The sequence below is a fragment of the Hominifimenecus sp. rT4P-3 genome (assembly GCF_051055405.1).
Lineage (GTDB): Bacteria > Bacillota > Clostridia > Lachnospirales > Lachnospiraceae > Pseudolachnospira.
Genome location: NZ_CP167068.1, coordinates 2,325,352 through 2,340,463 on the forward strand (window position 1 = coordinate 2,325,352; position 15,112 = coordinate 2,340,463).

The following is a 15,112-nucleotide window of genomic DNA, read 5'->3' on the forward strand; positions in this document are numbered from 1 at the left end:
TTTAATTGTCTTTTATATAAAAACCCTTGTTATAAATTGAATACATATATTCCCAATAAAATAACTATTAAACCCATAATTTTTCTCCGGCTTACATGCTCTTTTAAAAATAGAACTCCCAAAATCGTAATAAAAATATACCCCGAAGATTCTAAAATCCCCCCCATTGATAAAGGAACATTGCGGTAGGATATGGTTGTCACCAAACTGGATACAAAAAATAAGCTATACGCAAAAAACACCTGTGGATTCAAATATTCCTTCCACCAATTCTCATACTTACGATTTGCGCTAGCTTTTAACATAATCTGGGAAATAGACGAAATAAGTACAGAGAATAAAAAAAGCACTATGTATCGATTCATTTGTTCCCCTTTTCTGAAACTACAATATATATCCCCGCTATTATAATAATAGAGCCAAGAATATTAAAACCTGTAATATTTTCCGCAAAAAAAATCCGTCCCCAAATAATTCCCCAAACAATCGTAACGGCCTTATTGGCATAGGCTGTCACTAATGGCAATCTTTTTAAAATTTGTTGCCAAAGTAAAGCGTATATAAATAAATTGGCAAGCACCACTCCGTAAAATAGAATAAATTTCCACGATAAAAAGGCTTCCCTTGCCGCCAACTTTGAAAAAATCCCACCAAAAGAATATAAAAACAATAAGCCATGCAAGCATATTATATTTTTAATTGTTTTTTTCTGATTCATTTACGCGAAACCCCGCTGTTTCCCGAATCACATATTGAGGAGCGTTATTAATACTAATATAAACCCTTCCTACATATTCACCGATCAATCCCAGAAGCATCATAATTATACCGCCGATAAAAACAATGCATGCCATCAATGAACTGTACCCGGCCTGTATACTAGAATCTAACAGTCTCCGGATTACAATAAATATACCGTAAAAAAATCCAATTAAGGAGCAAATAAAGCCTAAGTACGTAGCAATACGCAGAGGTTTTGCTGAAAAGGCAGTAAAGCCATTCATCCACAGAGAAAGCAATTTCCGAAGCGTATACCCCGAATGGCCTTCCTTCCGCTCCCTATGATGTACGGGAACACTTGTCACATGATTTGTACTTCTAAACACCAAGCCTCCCACATAAGGATATGCGTTTTTGTAATGCAGCATCTCCTGGATAACAAATCGTTTTGCCGCATAAAAACTTGTCCCCTTCAATCCCTTCGGTTTTCCAATCAAAACCTCGGTCATTTTTTCATTCACCAAACTTCCAAAAATTCGAAATTTTGATTGTTTAATTTCCGGATAATAACCATATACAACATCATAACCATTATGGATCTGATCCAGTAATAAAAACACCTCATCAACGGGAGATTGGCCATCGTCATCCAATGAAACAATGATATCACCGGAAGCATTTGCATATCCGGCCATCAAGGCACTATGCTGGCCAAAATTTTTTGCGAGACAAATCCCTCTGATATTGTCATATCGCTCTGTCAATTGTTGTATCACAGGCCAAACGCCATCCGGAGAATTATCATTGACAAGAATAATCTCAAAATGATATCCCCCATCTTCACCCATCACCATACGAATCTCTTCTACAACATCTTCAATGGTATGTTCAGAACGATAACATGGAATTACAAACGATATTTTTTCCATATTATTAGTTTTTCTCCTATCTACAATGTTTTATATACACATAATGAATTTTTTCCGGAATATATCCATTTTGAATCAAGGAACGAACTTGAACTACATTATTGGAAGAAACGCTAGTTATCAATTTTTTTCCACCTCTACGTTTCACTTCTTCCGGTACCTTTATAACCATTCCGATTCCACCCTTTCGGTATGCCTTATAGATACCGCCTAAAAAGGAATCATAATACCCCGGGCGAATCTCACGCAACCCAAAAAAACCAATGGTATCACCTTTATATCGATATTTGAGCAACTCCGTTCCCCTTTTCAACTCGTCATGAATCCAACCAATATATCGTTCCGCCACCTGTTCCCTCTTAAAATAAGAATCCAGACTAATCCGATCCATCTCAAACATGCCGTCACGAATCTGTGCATAAAGTTCTTCTTGCTCCTCCTCCATCAAAGGTTCAACAAAAACTGCATCGTAAAGCCGCTGCTGTACCGAAGGTCGCTCTATTGTTCGGAGAGAATGTGCCATTTGAATCATTGCTTCCCGGAAAACAAAACCATTTTGCTCCGCAGCCTCAAAACAGGAAACCGAACCAGTCGGAATCTTTAACACTTGGTAGGAAGATGTCACATTCTGCAAACATTGCTTCACGTCATCAAAAGAATCATTCTCTTCTACTTCAATTTCTGTCGTATCTACATTCAGATTTCGTTTTTCCCAAAAAGCCTCTATAACTCTCAAGCCGATCTCCTTTTCTCACAGGCAAACCTGATGATATTTTTCTTGTATCGTCCATGCAATCTTTTCTGCTGTAAGCCCACATTGATTTAATAAATATTCGTAAGAACCAGGGTGGGGAAAACAGTCGGGAATTCCCATAATCAAATGAGGTGGCTTATTCATTTTATCCGCAAGTACCTCCGCCACTGCCCCTCCCAATCCACCATAGATTGTATGCTCTTCTACTGTTACCAACAATCGATACCCGATCAGTTGTTCAAAAAATTCCGGATCTAGCGGCTTAATCGTATGCACATCGATAATCGTACAACTAATTCCTGCTTCTGATAAAAGCGTACCAGCCTTTTGTACCTCTTCTAAAATTGTCCCGGTCCCTAAAATCACAACTTCTTCTCCTGTCTGAATCACAGAAGGTTTTCCAATCTGATAGCTGTGCTCTCCCCTATAAATCATCGGAAGAATAGCACCGCCCGTCAAACGCAGATAGACCGGCCCTTCATGTTGCATCATAGCCCAAACGCACTCATATATTTCTCGTCCATCGCTTGGAGCCAGGACAAGAAGATTAGGGATACTTCTCATAACAGACAAATCTTCCATGCCATAATGAGACCCGCCAAATCCTGATTGAATCATGCCGCTGTCCAGCCCCACCAACTTCACATTTAAGTTCATATATCCCATATAATTACGAACCTGGTCGGTACAGCGCATAGACGCAAAAGGCGCATAGGTTGTCGCTACAACCGGAGTTCCATCCTTCGCTAGTCCCGCAGCAATCCCTACTAAATTCTGTTCTGCAATTCCTACATTAATATATTTTTCAGGAAAGTCTTTTATCAATCGGTCAAACCCTGATGCATGTCCCAAATCTGCCGACACAGCAAAAAAATCCTCTCCGAATTTCGCCATATCGTAAATTGCCTGTCCAAACGCTCCCCGCGATCCCATTCTTGATAAGAAACGTAGATTCCTAGAATTCATTTCCATTTTCATCACACGATTCCTCCCACTTCCTGCTTCGCGCTTTCCAGAAGTGTTTTATTCAAAATTTTGTGATGCCACTCATTGTCCCCTTCCATAAAGGATATCCCTTTCCCTTTCACCGTATCCGCTATGATGGCCCTGGGGCACGTCCCACTTTTTTTGCTGAATGCGTTCCATAACATCTCATAATTATGACCGTCTACTGTTGTAGCTTCCCAACGGAAAGCCTTGAGCTGCTCTTCCAAGGCCCTCATCGATATAATTTCCTCGTTAGCCCCATCGGACTGATACTGGTTACGGTCTACAATCAAGGTCAAGTTATCTAACCCCAACTGTCCTGCCAACATAACCGCTTCCCAGACCGCCCCCTCATTCATTTCACCATCTCCCGTTAGGACATACGTATGATACGACATTTTTTTACGTTTTGCAGCCAACGCCATCCCTGCTCCCATCGATAATCCTAAACCCAAGCTGCCCCCGGAACATTCCACACCATGGGCCTCGTCTAAGATCGCAAGTTCCGCCCAAAGACTACCGTTTTGCTGAAATTCTTGAAGCCTGGAAGGCTCCTCACGGCCACTTTCTACCAAAGCAGCATATAATGCAATCGCGGACTGTCCTTTACTCAAAAGGAATTTATCTCTATCAGCATATGTTTCCTTGCGGCTTCCTCCATCCAGAATACCACCATATAAAACTGCCAATATGTCTGTACAGGAAAGCGCCCCTCCCCAATGCACATCACCGCCGCAACGTTCTGCAGCCTGAATCATGTCCCGCCGCATCCGTGCAGCCATCGCTTCAAAAGATTGAACTGATTTTTCCATTCGATTTCCCCTTCATAATCATTCCAAAATACCTGAAATGTCTATTTCATGCCCCCGTCAATTCGGATAATCTGTCCATTGATAAATGATGATTTTGAAGATGCCAAAAACAGTGCTGTTTCCGCAATTTCCTCTGGCTCTGCCAAACGTCCCATTGCCGTGTGCATCAATAAATTATCCCCCATTTTCTGCTCTAATATTTCAATCATGTCGGTACGGACGGGTCCCGGTGCAATAGCATTGACACGGATTCCATAATCAGCCATTTCGGAAGCCAAAATTCGGGTAAAAGAAATAATAGCAGCTTTTGACGATCCATAAATTGAATTCGTTGCAACAGCGTCCTGCCCTGCTACGGAAGCCATATTAAGGATCACACCGCGCTTTTTTTGCATCATCCGTTTTAAAACCAGTTGAGTCAATTCCATAACAGAAAAAACATTTACCTCAAACAGCCTCCGAATCTCTTCTAATGGTGTCATAGGGAATAAAGCAGCATGTACTAACCCTGCATTATTTACTAAGATATCAATCGGCTCTTTCGTCTTATATATTTCTTTAAAGCCAGCTTTTATACTGTCCTCTTTTAACAAATCAAAATATACTGGTCGAATCCACACATGATATTGTTTCGCCAATGCCTCCATATCTTGCTCAAACTCATCACGGGGTGTTCTCGCGCAGGCCCAAATGTTGCTGCCATTTGCAGCAAATTTTTCTACGATTGCCCGTCCGATCCCGCGATTTGCCCCAGTAATAATTGCATTCTTTCCCGTCAACATACTTGCCGGCTCCTTCCTTTCACTGGACATAAACAATCCTGGACATTGTCTCTATCATATGATACCCATCCCACACAAAAGCAAGATCCATCGTGTGTCCCAAAGGCACAATCCGATCCACGCCCCGCACACCTGAATCAAAAACCATTGATTGAATCTCACTGGCCTCCCAACCATAATAAGAAAGGGTCTGACAACTTTTTCCCAGTATTGGTATCAATTCCTCCAGCTTCTCCATCTCGTACTCAAAGAAATAGCCTCCACCCATCTTATAGTTCATCAGTTCAGGAAACAATTGATCCACTGCCACCCGGCAAATCACATTATCGCTTTGCTCCAAATGAACTCCTTCGAACTTGGAAGAAAGCGCGCATAAAGCCATTCGCTTATCAATTGCTAAAATAGGTGCCATCTGATACCGCTCACGGACAATCCTCTCCAAATTTTCCCAAAAAATAGTTTTGGCCTTCTCAATTTGTCGTCCGCTCCAAACCACCATTCTTGGTGAACTGCAGGCATTCTGATCGGTATAATATGTGTCTGTATAAAAGCCTTCCGCCACTTTTTCATATTCTTTCCGAGCTAAATATTCATCTGATTGGATGAAAGCCAGGGAATAGCGGTCAGCAAAAGCCATCTCTATCGCTCTCGGCGGCAACGAAGATTGCCGAATCTTATGAATCGTTTGATTTCCTCCCCATATAATGCGAATGTCGCAAAGTGAGGACAAGTATTGCGTCACATCATCACTGTGTTCATAACGAACTAAAAGTAAATAAGAGCGCATATCCGGGAAATCGCCTTCAAATAGGCGGCGGACAGCTTCCGCAATAATATCGACTTGCACAAAAGGTTTATTGGATACCCGGACAATGCAAGCGTTGCCTGCCAGCAAGGCGGACGTAAAAGAAACTGCAAAATTAACAGGCACGTTGGAAGGAGCGATATGAAACGCAACTCCCCGCCCTATCCGCTCTCCCATTTTACCATAATCTCTTTTTACTTTTTCCAAAGAAGATTTACGAATCCAGAATGCGTAAGAGACCACATCCGCATATTCTTTTGTCCGACGATCCCGTAAAATTTCTTTAGACAACGCTCCCAAAAACTCCACTGTCCGTTCATCAAACATCGGACGGACCGGAATCTCTGCCATATGCCCCAAATCATCCGCATTCCCTGTGAGAAATTGGATATTAAGCGAACTTTTCTGCATAGGTATCACTACACCCCCTCAACTCTGCACTTTTAATCCGTCCCAGAATTTTTACATACTTCCCCTTCCTGCCACAGGGGCAATCATCCTCTCCTAAAATGAGCCCCTCATCTTCTGTCAGTAAAGAATGGCCCGGATAAGAATGAGGCAATACGGACACAACTTGTAGGATTCCCTTTTCTCCGATATCACATACAGAAAAATCATTCGGTCTTCTGGGAATGATATCAGAGTATATGCTGGCATGCAAATGGCCGCATTCGCATTCTGCATAAATGCAACCCGTTTGCTCTACCATGCCATAATGATCTAAAAAATGGTGAATCCCGCACAGTTCTTGAAAACACTTTTTAAAGTCTTCCCTGGAAATGGCTTCACTCTCCAATTTCTTCCATCCCCCGCCGGTCATCAAAAATGCCTCCGCCATGTCAAAAGACTCCCCAGATTTCTTCAATTCCTGGTAAAAATGCTGCCATACCATAAAAGTAAATCCGAAAATCAAAAATTTCTCTCCCTGGTGTTTCTCCATAAACTGTCTCAACACTTCATAATTTAGGGACATGTCTTCATTTAATACATATTTCGTCTCAGATGCAATGATATTCAACCCAATGATCGCAGCCCCCCTGGCAGTAAAAAGCTGTCTATTTTTTACAACCGCAGGCGAATCAATTACCAGCATCGGAATCCGTTTTTTCCCAAGGTAATCCCCCAGAATTTTTATCATGACCTTCTGTTGTACCAACGCAGTTTCTTTATCCAAATAAATTTTGGATACTGCCTGCCCCGTGGTTCCCGATGACGTCATGGTCTTAAATACCTGTTCTTTCGGAATACTAAGCAAGTCAGCCTCCTTAAACATACGAACAGGATAAAAAGGCAAATCATAAAAACTATGAATCTGATCTTTCTGATACCCCATGGCATCCAACATTTTCCGGTATGGCTCACAGTGTTGCCTATGGTATTCCGTAAGCGCCAAAAGTTCTCCAGTTAATAATTTTTTCTTTTCTTCCCGGTTTAAGCTATAGGGAGCCAGTGCATAAAAGTCTTCCAGCATATGGTGTTCTCCTATTACGATATCTTTTTCATGCAATAAAATTCTTTTTCCTCGTCAACCGCCTATAATCCGGCTCAGCTGGCCGACGATATCATAGCCATCCCAAATCACGCCAATGTCCAACGTAGAACCAAACGGAACAATACGATCGATCCCCTTGGGAGAATTCTCAAGCACTGCTTTCACAATCTCCTCCTGTTCTATTCCATAATAAGCGCATGTTTGAACCGTCTCATTCATATGTTCCATAGCATCTTGCAGGCGATCAATCTTACACTCAAAAAACAGTCCAAATTTTCCACGTAGGGATGTAATATCTTTTGGGACACATGCTAAGTCTACGACATATAAAAGATTTCCATAGGATTGAACTCCACAGATATCCTGCCGTTCCATCGCATATTCGCTCAACATGACATATTTATCGCTTACTTTTATGTCAGCTAAATCATATTTTTGAGCAATCTGGAAAACATGATCCCAAAAACGCTTCTTCGCCTCTTTCATTTTTCCTGACTGTTTCCAGAAAATCAAGTGGGGGGTAGAGCACGCATTCTGATCCATCAAGTACGTGTCGTTATAAAACTGTTCAGCCAAATGGTTTATCTCTTCCTCTGAAGCGTCCACGATACTCCGGCTATCTATCACACCAAAAGAAAATCGATCCGCAAAGACGATTTCCACACAGCGAGGGCGGATGGGCGACTGCCGCAATTCTGCAATTGTTTGATCGCCTCCCCATATTACTCGTCCGTCACACCGAGCGGAATAGTAATCATTGATCTCTCTATTTCTTTCATACTCGACAATTGCTGTTCGGTGCAAAATATCCTGGAATTCTGCTTCCATAAACATCTGATTTAAAACACGGCAAATAATATCTACCTGCGTAAAACTTTTACTTGATACACGGACCACATTTGCATTTCCGGACAACAAACCAAAGATATAAGAAAACATAAAATTAACCGGGACGTTCGATGGAGCAATATGAAATATCATTCCTCTCCCCAGCCGGGTTTTTGTATCAAGAAAATCTTCTTTCAATTTTTGAATATTTGCTTTCCGGCAAAAAAAGGCCAACGTCATAAGATCCGGATATGCAGCTGCCTCCCGGTCTTTCCTCAGCCGCCGTGAGAACTCTTCTAAGAAGCGGCATACAATGTCGTTGTATGGTGTCAAAGGCCGGGGATCCTCCAATTCTCTCCCCGCCAGATATCGAACACTATCTATTCTCATATGTGTCACTGCACCCCCTGACTTCGGCTTTTTGAATTCTGCCATGGACTTTAAAATACTTACCTTTTCTTCCACAGGGGCAGTCATCCTCTCCTAAAATTTCCCCCACATCTTCTGTAAGAAGGCTGTGACCCGGATAACTCTTCGCCAACACAGAAACTACTTGGATTAGCCCTTTTTGTCCCGTCTGACACACAGAAAAATCCTTTGGATTGCGAATAATCACATCGGAAAAATTTGATGCGTGGAGATGGCCGCACTCACATTCCATATAAATAGAACCAGTCTGTTCCACCATACCGTAATAATTATAAATGTGTTTCAATCCACAGACTTCATTCAATTTTTTCTTGTAAGTTTCATTGTCCACAGCCTCTGCCTCCAATTTTTTAAAACCTCCGCCGTGGAGCAAAATCCCTCGAGAAAAATCCAAGAAACGCTTACAATTGCTCAATTCCTTATACACATGCTGCCAAATAATATAAGTAAAACCAAATAAGAAAATAGGCTCTTCCTGATGCTTTTCCAAAAATGCGTCTATCACAGGATAGTCCAAGTTCATATTTTCATCCAACGCATATGTCACATCATACCCTAACATAGAAAATCCTAGAATACCAGCGCCACGGGCAGAAAACAGATTTCTATTTTTAACTACAGATTTGGTATCCAAAATCAACATAGGAAGCCTTTTCTTTCCCAAAAAGTCTGATGTGATTTTAACCAACGTCTTCGTCTGGTTAGCAGATGTCTCCCGATCTAAAAATATTTTCGATACACGCTGCCCCGATGTACCGGAAGATGTCATCGTTTTAAAAACCTTATCCTTCTCCACACTGCAAAGATCAAATTCTTTGAATAACCGGACTGGAAGCATCGGAATTTCATAATAAGAAGAAACGCTAGAGATATCAATATCCATATTTTTTATAAAATTCCCATATCTCTCACATTTGCCACGGTGCTCTTCCGAAAGCTGTTTCAAAATCCTTGTAAGAGCCGTTTCCTTCTGAGATCGTTCCAACGAATAAGGTTCTATCTCAAACAAATCCTCCGCTGATTCAATCATCACTCTTCACATTTTCCTTTCCGCCAGAGCATTTAATTCTTGATACAGGGTCTTTCCCGAATCACTTTTCGGTATTTCTGGTATCACAAAGATCGTAAATGCACTGCTATTCAACCCCGTTTTTTCCGCTATGAATTTCTTCGCATCATACTGAAAACTAGGATCCGTAATAAAAACAAACATTTGATCATCCACGCCTGCACAGGCGCAATCTAAAGACGGATACTTGGCCTTCAAAAGCCGTTCTGCTTCATCTAAATTGACTCTGTTGCCAAAAATTTTTAAAAACCGTTTTTTTCTTCCCACAATATAGTAGTATCCATCTTCATCCACCTGAGCCATATCCCCGGTCACCAATACGCCATGGCGCTCATCACCTTTAATCAGGTCTTCCCCACACTCGGCGTATCCTAACGTCACATTTTCCCCTTTATACACCAATTCGCCAGTCATATGGGGCTGTTGGATCAGATTGCCATCCACATCAATCAACTCAAAAGTCCCTCCGGGAATGGCAATTCCCATACTCCCGTACTTTTCCAAAGATTTATGGTAAGGGAGATAAGACATGCGGGCCGTAGCCTCTGTCTGCCCATACATAACGATAAACTTTTTCCCTCGTTCTTTCGCATATTCCGCAAACAATTTATGCAGATCCGGCATAAGTTTTCCGCCCGCCTGAGTCATATAACGCAAAGTAGGGAGCTCCATACGGAAAAAACGAAGCTTATATAACATCTCATAAGTATAGGGAACCCCTCCAAAAGATGTTGCGCCCGCACTTTTAAAGAAATCCCAAAATTCTCTTTGCATCAGATTCTTATCCGTCAGTAAAATCGTAGCCCCCACATACAGATGAGAATTTATGATGGATAGTCCATATGTATAGTTCATCGGCAACGTAGTGATGGGACGTTCCGTATCATCCAATTCCAGATACTGCACGATTGATTTTGTATTGGAAAGTAAATTTTTATAACTTTGACGAACCAGTTTCGGGCTTCCTGTGCTTCCAGATGTCGTCAATAAAAGAGCAAGTTCATCCGCCATTGGATAAGAACGCAGTCCTGTATCATACAAAATGTAATCCAAAGATTCCCATATTTTTTTATAGGAATGATTTTCAAAAGCATGTCCCTGTGGTGCCCAAATATAGTCTGGCCGGTAGGTGGCAATCAAATAATCCAGCAGTTCTTTGTCAAGCTTATCTGCCAACAGCAATGGCACCAGATCGAATTTCTGACAGGCCACATACCCTGCAACAGAGCCAAGTTGGTTGGTGCATAGGGAAAAGATCAGACTTCTCTTTCTAATATGCCGTTGAAATTCATCAGCAAATCGAAATAGCTGCTGATACGTTAAAGAGTTTCCATATTCGTCTATGGCTGCCGGACGCGCCCCAAAATCTTGAAATAAATTTGACATTTCTCATCCCCCGCTTCATCCTATCCAATTCTGCCTGAATAGCCCAGGACAGAAAATTCTCTGCTCTGGGCCATCTGGAAAAACTCACCTTTTTTGCTAATCGTTCAAAATATGATGAATGCAAAATCTATGCTAGCTCCACGCCATATTTCTTCATAATTTCAATTCCTTTTTGATAGGAGCTAAAATCAATAATATCATCCGTTTCCATCATAATATCAAAGGCGTCTTCCAAGCTCGCAATCAAACTCATATGTCCGACAGAATCCCATTCCGGGATTTCCTCATAAACTAACCCTTCCAAATTTTCCACTTCAATTTCCAGCCCTTCTTTAAAGGCATTTTGGTACTTTTCTAAGTTTGACATCTCATTCTCCTTTTTCTATGATTGTAAAATTTCTTTTTCTATACTAACAGCAATTTGAGCTCCCGTCAACCCATATTGTTTCATGATAAAATCCCGCGCTCCGGTCTCCATGTATCGATCCGTAATCCCTAAAAAGACCTGTCGAGGAGTATTTTTCTTCCTTGCCTTGTGCTCCGCCACAGCGCTCCCTAGGCCGCCAATCGTACTATGCTCTTCAATGGTAACAATCAGCTGGTAGTTTGCATAAACCTCATCCAATAGCTGTTCATCAAGAGGCTTAATTGTATGCAGGTTAATTACCGCGCAGGAAATTCCTTTTTGTTCTAGAATTTCTGCTGCCTCTAATGCTTCCTTCACCATCAATCCAGTAGCCAAAATTGCCACATCCCGGCCCTTCTTCATCCAAATACCCTTGCCGATCTGAAAATCATAGTCTTCGGAATAGACAATTGGAACATTCAAATTTCCACAAAGCCGGATATAAACCGGCTGATTGACCTTTGCAGCAGCCACCGTCATCTTTACCACTTCACCGCAATCTGCTGGCGACATCACAATCATATTTGGAATCGCTCTCATACAAGCGATATCTTCCGTAGCCCAATGGGAAATCCCACTCTTTCCTGTACATGCACCTGCAGACATTCCTACAATTTTAACGTCGCACTTTAAATAGCCTAAATTGTGGCGAATCTGCTCCAATCCCCTCATCGCCACAAAAGAGGCATAGGTTGATACAAATACCTGATTACCCTCCAATGCCAGTCCTGCAGCCACCGTAACCATATTTTGTTCTGCGATTCCGACATCGATATAATTGTCGGGATACATTGTTTTGAAACGTTTCAGTCCCAACAGAGTGCTGACATCCGCCGTAATAAACTTCACATTCGGGTTTTCCTGGACAACTTCCATCATGCCGATACCGCCAAAAGTGGCATTCTGTCCTAACTTTGACCAAGCATTTGCCCTGATTTTCATTCTGCCTTCCCCTCCAGTTCCGCTATCGCTTTCTGATACAAATCATCGGAAAGCTGATTCTGATGCCACTCCACATGATCTTCTACAAAAGAAATTCCCTTTCCCTTTACGGTGTGGGCTACCACCACATTCACTTGTTCCTGGGATACCTGCCGGTAGGCTTGCTGCAAAGCCTCGATACTATGTCCATCTACATTCTGTACATAACAGCCAAATGCCTGAAACTTTGCGCCAAGATCTCCCAAGTCCATCACATCCTCCGTCGTACCAGACAGTTGAAGACGATTCCGATCCACAACAATGATCAAATTACTCAGTCGATATTTTGTCGCTGTCATCACAGCCTCCCAAATGATTCCCTCGTTGCATTCTCCATCGCCGATTAAAACATAAACTTTATTTTTCCTGCCTTTTTGCTTGGCATCCAAAGCCATTCCCACACCGACAGAAAGCGGCATTCCCAGCGTACCTCCCGAATATTCCAAACCAATTCTTGGAACCTTGGGATATCCCATCAGCAGCCCCCCGTCCTGACGAAAAGTCCTCTTCTCCTCTTCCGTAATAATACCAACCTCCTGCATAACGGAATACTGAGCCAATATACAATGGGCTTTTCCAGTTAAAAAACGATCCCGTTCCGAATCCAAAGGATTTTCCGTATCAAAATGAAATACGCTCCCATACAGCGCTGTCAAAATTTCCACACAAGATAGACTGCCGCCTAAATGAGCTCCCGCTTTTCCCGCGTCATGCGCCATCTCCACAACAGATCGCCGAACTCTGGCAGACATCAATTGTAATTCATTCAGAGAATGTTCCTTTAATTTCATTTACCTTCCTCCTACATCAAACGCCCACCATCTACGTTTAGAGTACTCCCCGTAATAAATGAAGACTCTTCCGAGGCTAGGAACCATACGGCACAGGCTACTTCCTCCGGAATTCCCATCCGCTGCATACTGATTCCGCTCAAAACCTTATTCTTTTCCTCTTCTGTCTTATAATTTCCCATATCTGTCTCAATTAATCCAGGCGCCACAGCGTTTACCCGGATACCATAGCGAGCCAATTCCTTCGACAGCAACCGGGTAGACCACAAAAATGCTGCTTTGCTGGCTCCATAAGCCAAATACCCTTCCCTGGCCTCGATTCCCCCTACAGAACCAATATTAATGATATTTCCGTTCTTTTGGCGCATCATCAGTTTGGAAATTTTTTGAATCAGGCTGATCTGAGCAATAAAATTAATTTCCATCACTCGCCGCAAATCCGATAACGGCGTCATCTGCGCCAAGCCGCCATACGGAACTCCGGCACAGTTGACTAAAATATCCACCGTTTCTTTATCGGAACGAATCCGCTTCACCGCTTGGGCAATTTCCTCTTCCTGTTCCAGATTGAAATAAACCGGCCGTATCCACACGGAATACGTTTCCGCCAAGTGTTTCCATTCTTGTTCCATCGCTTCATTCCGCCTGCTCGCACAAGCCCATACATTGACGCCTTCCGATGCAAATTTCTCCACAATCGCCTTACCAATCCCGCGGCTGGCCCCCGTTATCACCGCATTTTTATGATTGCCTTCCATAACAGATCCCTTTCACGAAAATTTCAACTCTAAACTAATTTATTTCCAAATTTATTAGTAAAATCAATCACCGACAAAATATCGTCCTTTTTCATTTTATAATACATAGGTAAACGTACCAATCGATTGCTTTCCCTAGTGGTATATATATCCTCACCGTAAAACTGACCAAATTTAATTCCAGCTGGCGCGCTATGTAACGGTACATAATGGAAGGCGCACGAGATACCATTTTCTTTCATATAATTAATGTATTCCGTTCTAACTTCAAGATTTTTAAATTTCAAATAAAACATATGAGCATTGTGTTTACATTCCTCAGGAATTTTAGGCAATTCAACGATGCCTTTATCCTGAAGTGGCAGAAATGCTTCATAATACGTATTCCAAATAGCCAGTCTATTCTCATTTATTTCATCTGCAACTTGAAGCTGTGCCCATAGATATGCTGCATTCAAATCACTCGGCAAATAACTGCTCCCATAATCAACCCAATTATATTTTGCTACTTGACCTCTAAAAAATTGCGCTCTATTCGTTCCTTTTTCCCGAAGTACTTCCGCGCGTTCATTGTAGATGGGATTATTAATTACAATAGCCCCACCTTCCCCCATTGAATAATTCTTAGTTTCATGAAAAGAATAGCAACCAAAATCCCCAATCGTACCTAGTGCTTTTCCTTTATATGTACTCATAACACCTTGAGCAGCATCTTCTACAACCATAAGATTATGTCGTCTAGCAATCTCCATTATGCGATCCATATCACAACTTACACCTGCATAATGAACTGCACATATTACTTTTGTTTTCTCTGTAATAGCCTCCTCAATTTTGCATTCATCTATATTCATCGTATCAGGCCGAATATCAACAAATACTAACTTAGCGCCTGCCAAAACAAATGCAGTCGCAGTCGATGAAAACGTATAACTCGGCAAAATAACTTCGTCTCCTCTATGCAACTGGCATAAAAGAGCCGCCATCTCCAGGGCCGTTGTACCACTAGTAGTTAATAATACTTTCTGCCCATCAAATTTTTTCTCCAACCACTCATTACACTTTTTTGTAAAAATCCCATCACCACAAATCTTATGATTTTCTATTGCCTCCGAAATAAAATTAAGTTCTGTACCAACATAAGGCGGTACATTAAAGTTAATCATCACATAACCTCCTAAAA

17 protein-coding genes are annotated in these 15,112 nt (G+C 41.8%); all 17 read right to left on the minus strand.

Features of this window, described 5'->3' with window-relative positions; genetic code table 11:
• Positions 1 to 29: 29 nt before the first annotated feature.
• The gene (locus ACCC71_RS10705; protein ID WP_434309616.1) at positions 30 to 365 is read right to left on the minus strand and encodes an EamA family transporter; all 336 of its coding nucleotides are present in this window, start codon (positions 363 to 365) and stop codon (positions 30 to 32) included.
• Positions 362 to 718: an EamA family transporter gene (locus ACCC71_RS10710; RefSeq protein ID WP_434309617.1), complete on the minus strand. Its 357-nt coding sequence runs from the start codon at positions 716 to 718 to the stop codon at positions 362 to 364. Before ACCC71_RS10710 ends, ACCC71_RS10705 begins: the two co-directional genes overlap by 4 nt.
• Positions 696 to 1,649: a glycosyltransferase family 2 protein gene (locus ACCC71_RS10715; protein ID WP_434309618.1), complete on the minus strand. Its 954-nt coding sequence runs from the start codon at positions 1,647 to 1,649 to the stop codon at positions 696 to 698. Before ACCC71_RS10715 ends, ACCC71_RS10710 begins: the two co-directional genes overlap by 23 nt.
• A 16-nt stretch (positions 1,650 to 1,665) precedes the next feature.
• Positions 1,666 to 2,385, minus strand: a complete 720-nt coding sequence (locus ACCC71_RS10720; protein WP_434309619.1) for a hypothetical protein — start codon at positions 2,383 to 2,385, stop codon at positions 1,666 to 1,668.
• A gap of 15 nt (positions 2,386 to 2,400) precedes the next feature.
• Positions 2,401 to 3,381: a transketolase family protein gene (locus ACCC71_RS10725; RefSeq protein ID WP_434311845.1), complete on the minus strand. Its 981-nt coding sequence runs from the start codon at positions 3,379 to 3,381 to the stop codon at positions 2,401 to 2,403.
• Positions 3,381 to 4,202 carry a transketolase gene (locus tag ACCC71_RS10730; RefSeq protein ID WP_434309620.1) on the minus strand — a complete coding sequence of 274 codons (822 nt, stop codon included), beginning with the start codon at positions 4,200 to 4,202 and terminating at the stop codon, positions 3,381 to 3,383. The genes ACCC71_RS10725 and ACCC71_RS10730 overlap by 1 nt, the downstream gene beginning before the upstream one ends.
• A 41-nt stretch (positions 4,203 to 4,243) precedes the next feature.
• Positions 4,244 to 4,984, minus strand: a complete 741-nt coding sequence (locus ACCC71_RS10735; RefSeq protein ID WP_434309621.1) for an SDR family NAD(P)-dependent oxidoreductase — start codon at positions 4,982 to 4,984, stop codon at positions 4,244 to 4,246.
• Positions 4,985 to 5,003: 19 nt separating this feature from the next.
• Positions 5,004 to 6,200, minus strand: a complete 1,197-nt coding sequence (locus ACCC71_RS10740; protein WP_434309622.1) for an acyl-CoA reductase — start codon at positions 6,198 to 6,200, stop codon at positions 5,004 to 5,006.
• Positions 6,181 to 7,260, minus strand: a complete 1,080-nt coding sequence (locus tag ACCC71_RS10745; RefSeq protein WP_434309623.1) for an acyl-protein synthetase — start codon at positions 7,258 to 7,260, stop codon at positions 6,181 to 6,183. The genes ACCC71_RS10740 and ACCC71_RS10745 overlap by 20 nt, the downstream gene beginning before the upstream one ends.
• Before the next feature lie 54 nt (positions 7,261 to 7,314).
• On the minus strand, positions 7,315 to 8,499 hold the full coding sequence (locus tag ACCC71_RS10750) for an acyl-CoA reductase (RefSeq protein WP_434309624.1): 1,185 nt from the start codon (positions 8,497 to 8,499) through the stop codon (positions 7,315 to 7,317).
• Positions 8,486 to 9,568, minus strand: coding sequence for an acyl-protein synthetase (locus tag ACCC71_RS10755; RefSeq protein ID WP_434311846.1), 1,083 nt, complete (start codon positions 9,566 to 9,568; stop codon positions 8,486 to 8,488). Before ACCC71_RS10755 ends, ACCC71_RS10750 begins: the two co-directional genes overlap by 14 nt.
• Positions 9,569 to 9,574: 6 nt before the next feature.
• Positions 9,575 to 10,993 carry an AMP-binding protein gene (locus tag ACCC71_RS10760; protein ID WP_434309625.1) on the minus strand — a complete coding sequence of 473 codons (1,419 nt, stop codon included), beginning with the start codon at positions 10,991 to 10,993 and terminating at the stop codon, positions 9,575 to 9,577.
• Positions 10,994 to 11,120: 127 nt separating this feature from the next.
• Entirely contained in the window at positions 11,121 to 11,360 is a 240-nt protein-coding gene (locus tag ACCC71_RS10765; protein ID WP_434309626.1) for an acyl carrier protein, read from the minus strand.
• 15 nt (positions 11,361 to 11,375) lie between these two features.
• Positions 11,376 to 12,341: a transketolase family protein gene (locus tag ACCC71_RS10770; protein ID WP_434309627.1), complete on the minus strand. Its 966-nt coding sequence runs from the start codon at positions 12,339 to 12,341 to the stop codon at positions 11,376 to 11,378.
• A complete protein-coding gene (locus ACCC71_RS10775) occupies positions 12,338 to 13,171 on the minus strand; it encodes a transketolase (protein ID WP_434309628.1) in 834 nt (277 codons plus the stop codon). Before ACCC71_RS10775 ends, ACCC71_RS10770 begins: the two co-directional genes overlap by 4 nt.
• Before the next feature lie 11 nt (positions 13,172 to 13,182).
• On the minus strand, positions 13,183 to 13,929 hold the full coding sequence (locus ACCC71_RS10780) for an SDR family NAD(P)-dependent oxidoreductase (protein ID WP_434309629.1): 747 nt from the start codon (positions 13,927 to 13,929) through the stop codon (positions 13,183 to 13,185).
• 29 nt (positions 13,930 to 13,958) lie between these two features.
• Positions 13,959 to 15,095, minus strand: a complete 1,137-nt coding sequence (gene rffA / locus ACCC71_RS10785) for a dTDP-4-amino-4,6-dideoxygalactose transaminase (RefSeq protein WP_434309630.1) — start codon at positions 15,093 to 15,095, stop codon at positions 13,959 to 13,961.
• Positions 15,096 to 15,112 lie beyond the last annotated feature (17 nt).

Excerpts from the sequence above, each read along its gene's own strand:
- ACCC71_RS10725 (WP_434311845.1), bottom strand. The coding sequence starts at position 3,381 with ATGAAAATGGAAATGAATTCTAGGAATCTACGTTTCTTATCAAGAATG.
- ACCC71_RS10715 (WP_434309618.1), bottom strand. The coding sequence starts at position 1,649 with ATGGAAAAAATATCGTTTGTAATTCCATGTTATCGTTCTGAACATACC.
- ACCC71_RS10780 (WP_434309629.1), bottom strand. The coding sequence starts at position 13,929 with ATGGAAGGCAATCATAAAAATGCGGTGATAACGGGGGCCAGCCGCGGG.
- ACCC71_RS10775 (WP_434309628.1), bottom strand. The coding sequence starts at position 13,171 with ATGAAATTAAAGGAACATTCTCTGAATGAATTACAATTGATGTCTGCC.
- ACCC71_RS10730 (WP_434309620.1), bottom strand. The coding sequence starts at position 4,202 with ATGGAAAAATCAGTTCAATCTTTTGAAGCGATGGCTGCACGGATGCGG.
- ACCC71_RS10710 (WP_434309617.1), bottom strand. The coding sequence starts at position 718 with ATGAATCAGAAAAAAACAATTAAAAATATAATATGCTTGCATGGCTTA.
- ACCC71_RS10770 (WP_434309627.1), bottom strand. The coding sequence starts at position 12,341 with ATGAAAATCAGGGCAAATGCTTGGTCAAAGTTAGGACAGAATGCCACT.
- rffA (WP_434309630.1), bottom strand. The coding sequence starts at position 15,095 with ATGATTAACTTTAATGTACCGCCTTATGTTGGTACAGAACTTAATTTT.
- ACCC71_RS10740 (WP_434309622.1), bottom strand. The coding sequence starts at position 6,200 with ATGCAGAAAAGTTCGCTTAATATCCAATTTCTCACAGGGAATGCGGAT.
- ACCC71_RS10765 (WP_434309626.1), bottom strand. The coding sequence starts at position 11,360 with ATGTCAAACTTAGAAAAGTACCAAAATGCCTTTAAAGAAGGGCTGGAA.
- ACCC71_RS10750 (WP_434309624.1), bottom strand. The coding sequence starts at position 8,499 with ATGAGAATAGATAGTGTTCGATATCTGGCGGGGAGAGAATTGGAGGAT.
- ACCC71_RS10760 (WP_434309625.1), bottom strand. The coding sequence starts at position 10,993 with ATGTCAAATTTATTTCAAGATTTTGGGGCGCGTCCGGCAGCCATAGAC.
- ACCC71_RS10755 (WP_434311846.1), bottom strand. The coding sequence starts at position 9,568 with ATGATTGAATCAGCGGAGGATTTGTTTGAGATAGAACCTTATTCGTTG.
- ACCC71_RS10745 (WP_434309623.1), bottom strand. The coding sequence starts at position 7,260 with ATGCTGGAAGACTTTTATGCACTGGCTCCCTATAGCTTAAACCGGGAA.
- ACCC71_RS10735 (WP_434309621.1), bottom strand. The coding sequence starts at position 4,984 with ATGTTGACGGGAAAGAATGCAATTATTACTGGGGCAAATCGCGGGATC.
- ACCC71_RS10705 (WP_434309616.1), bottom strand. The coding sequence starts at position 365 with ATGAATCGATACATAGTGCTTTTTTTATTCTCTGTACTTATTTCGTCT.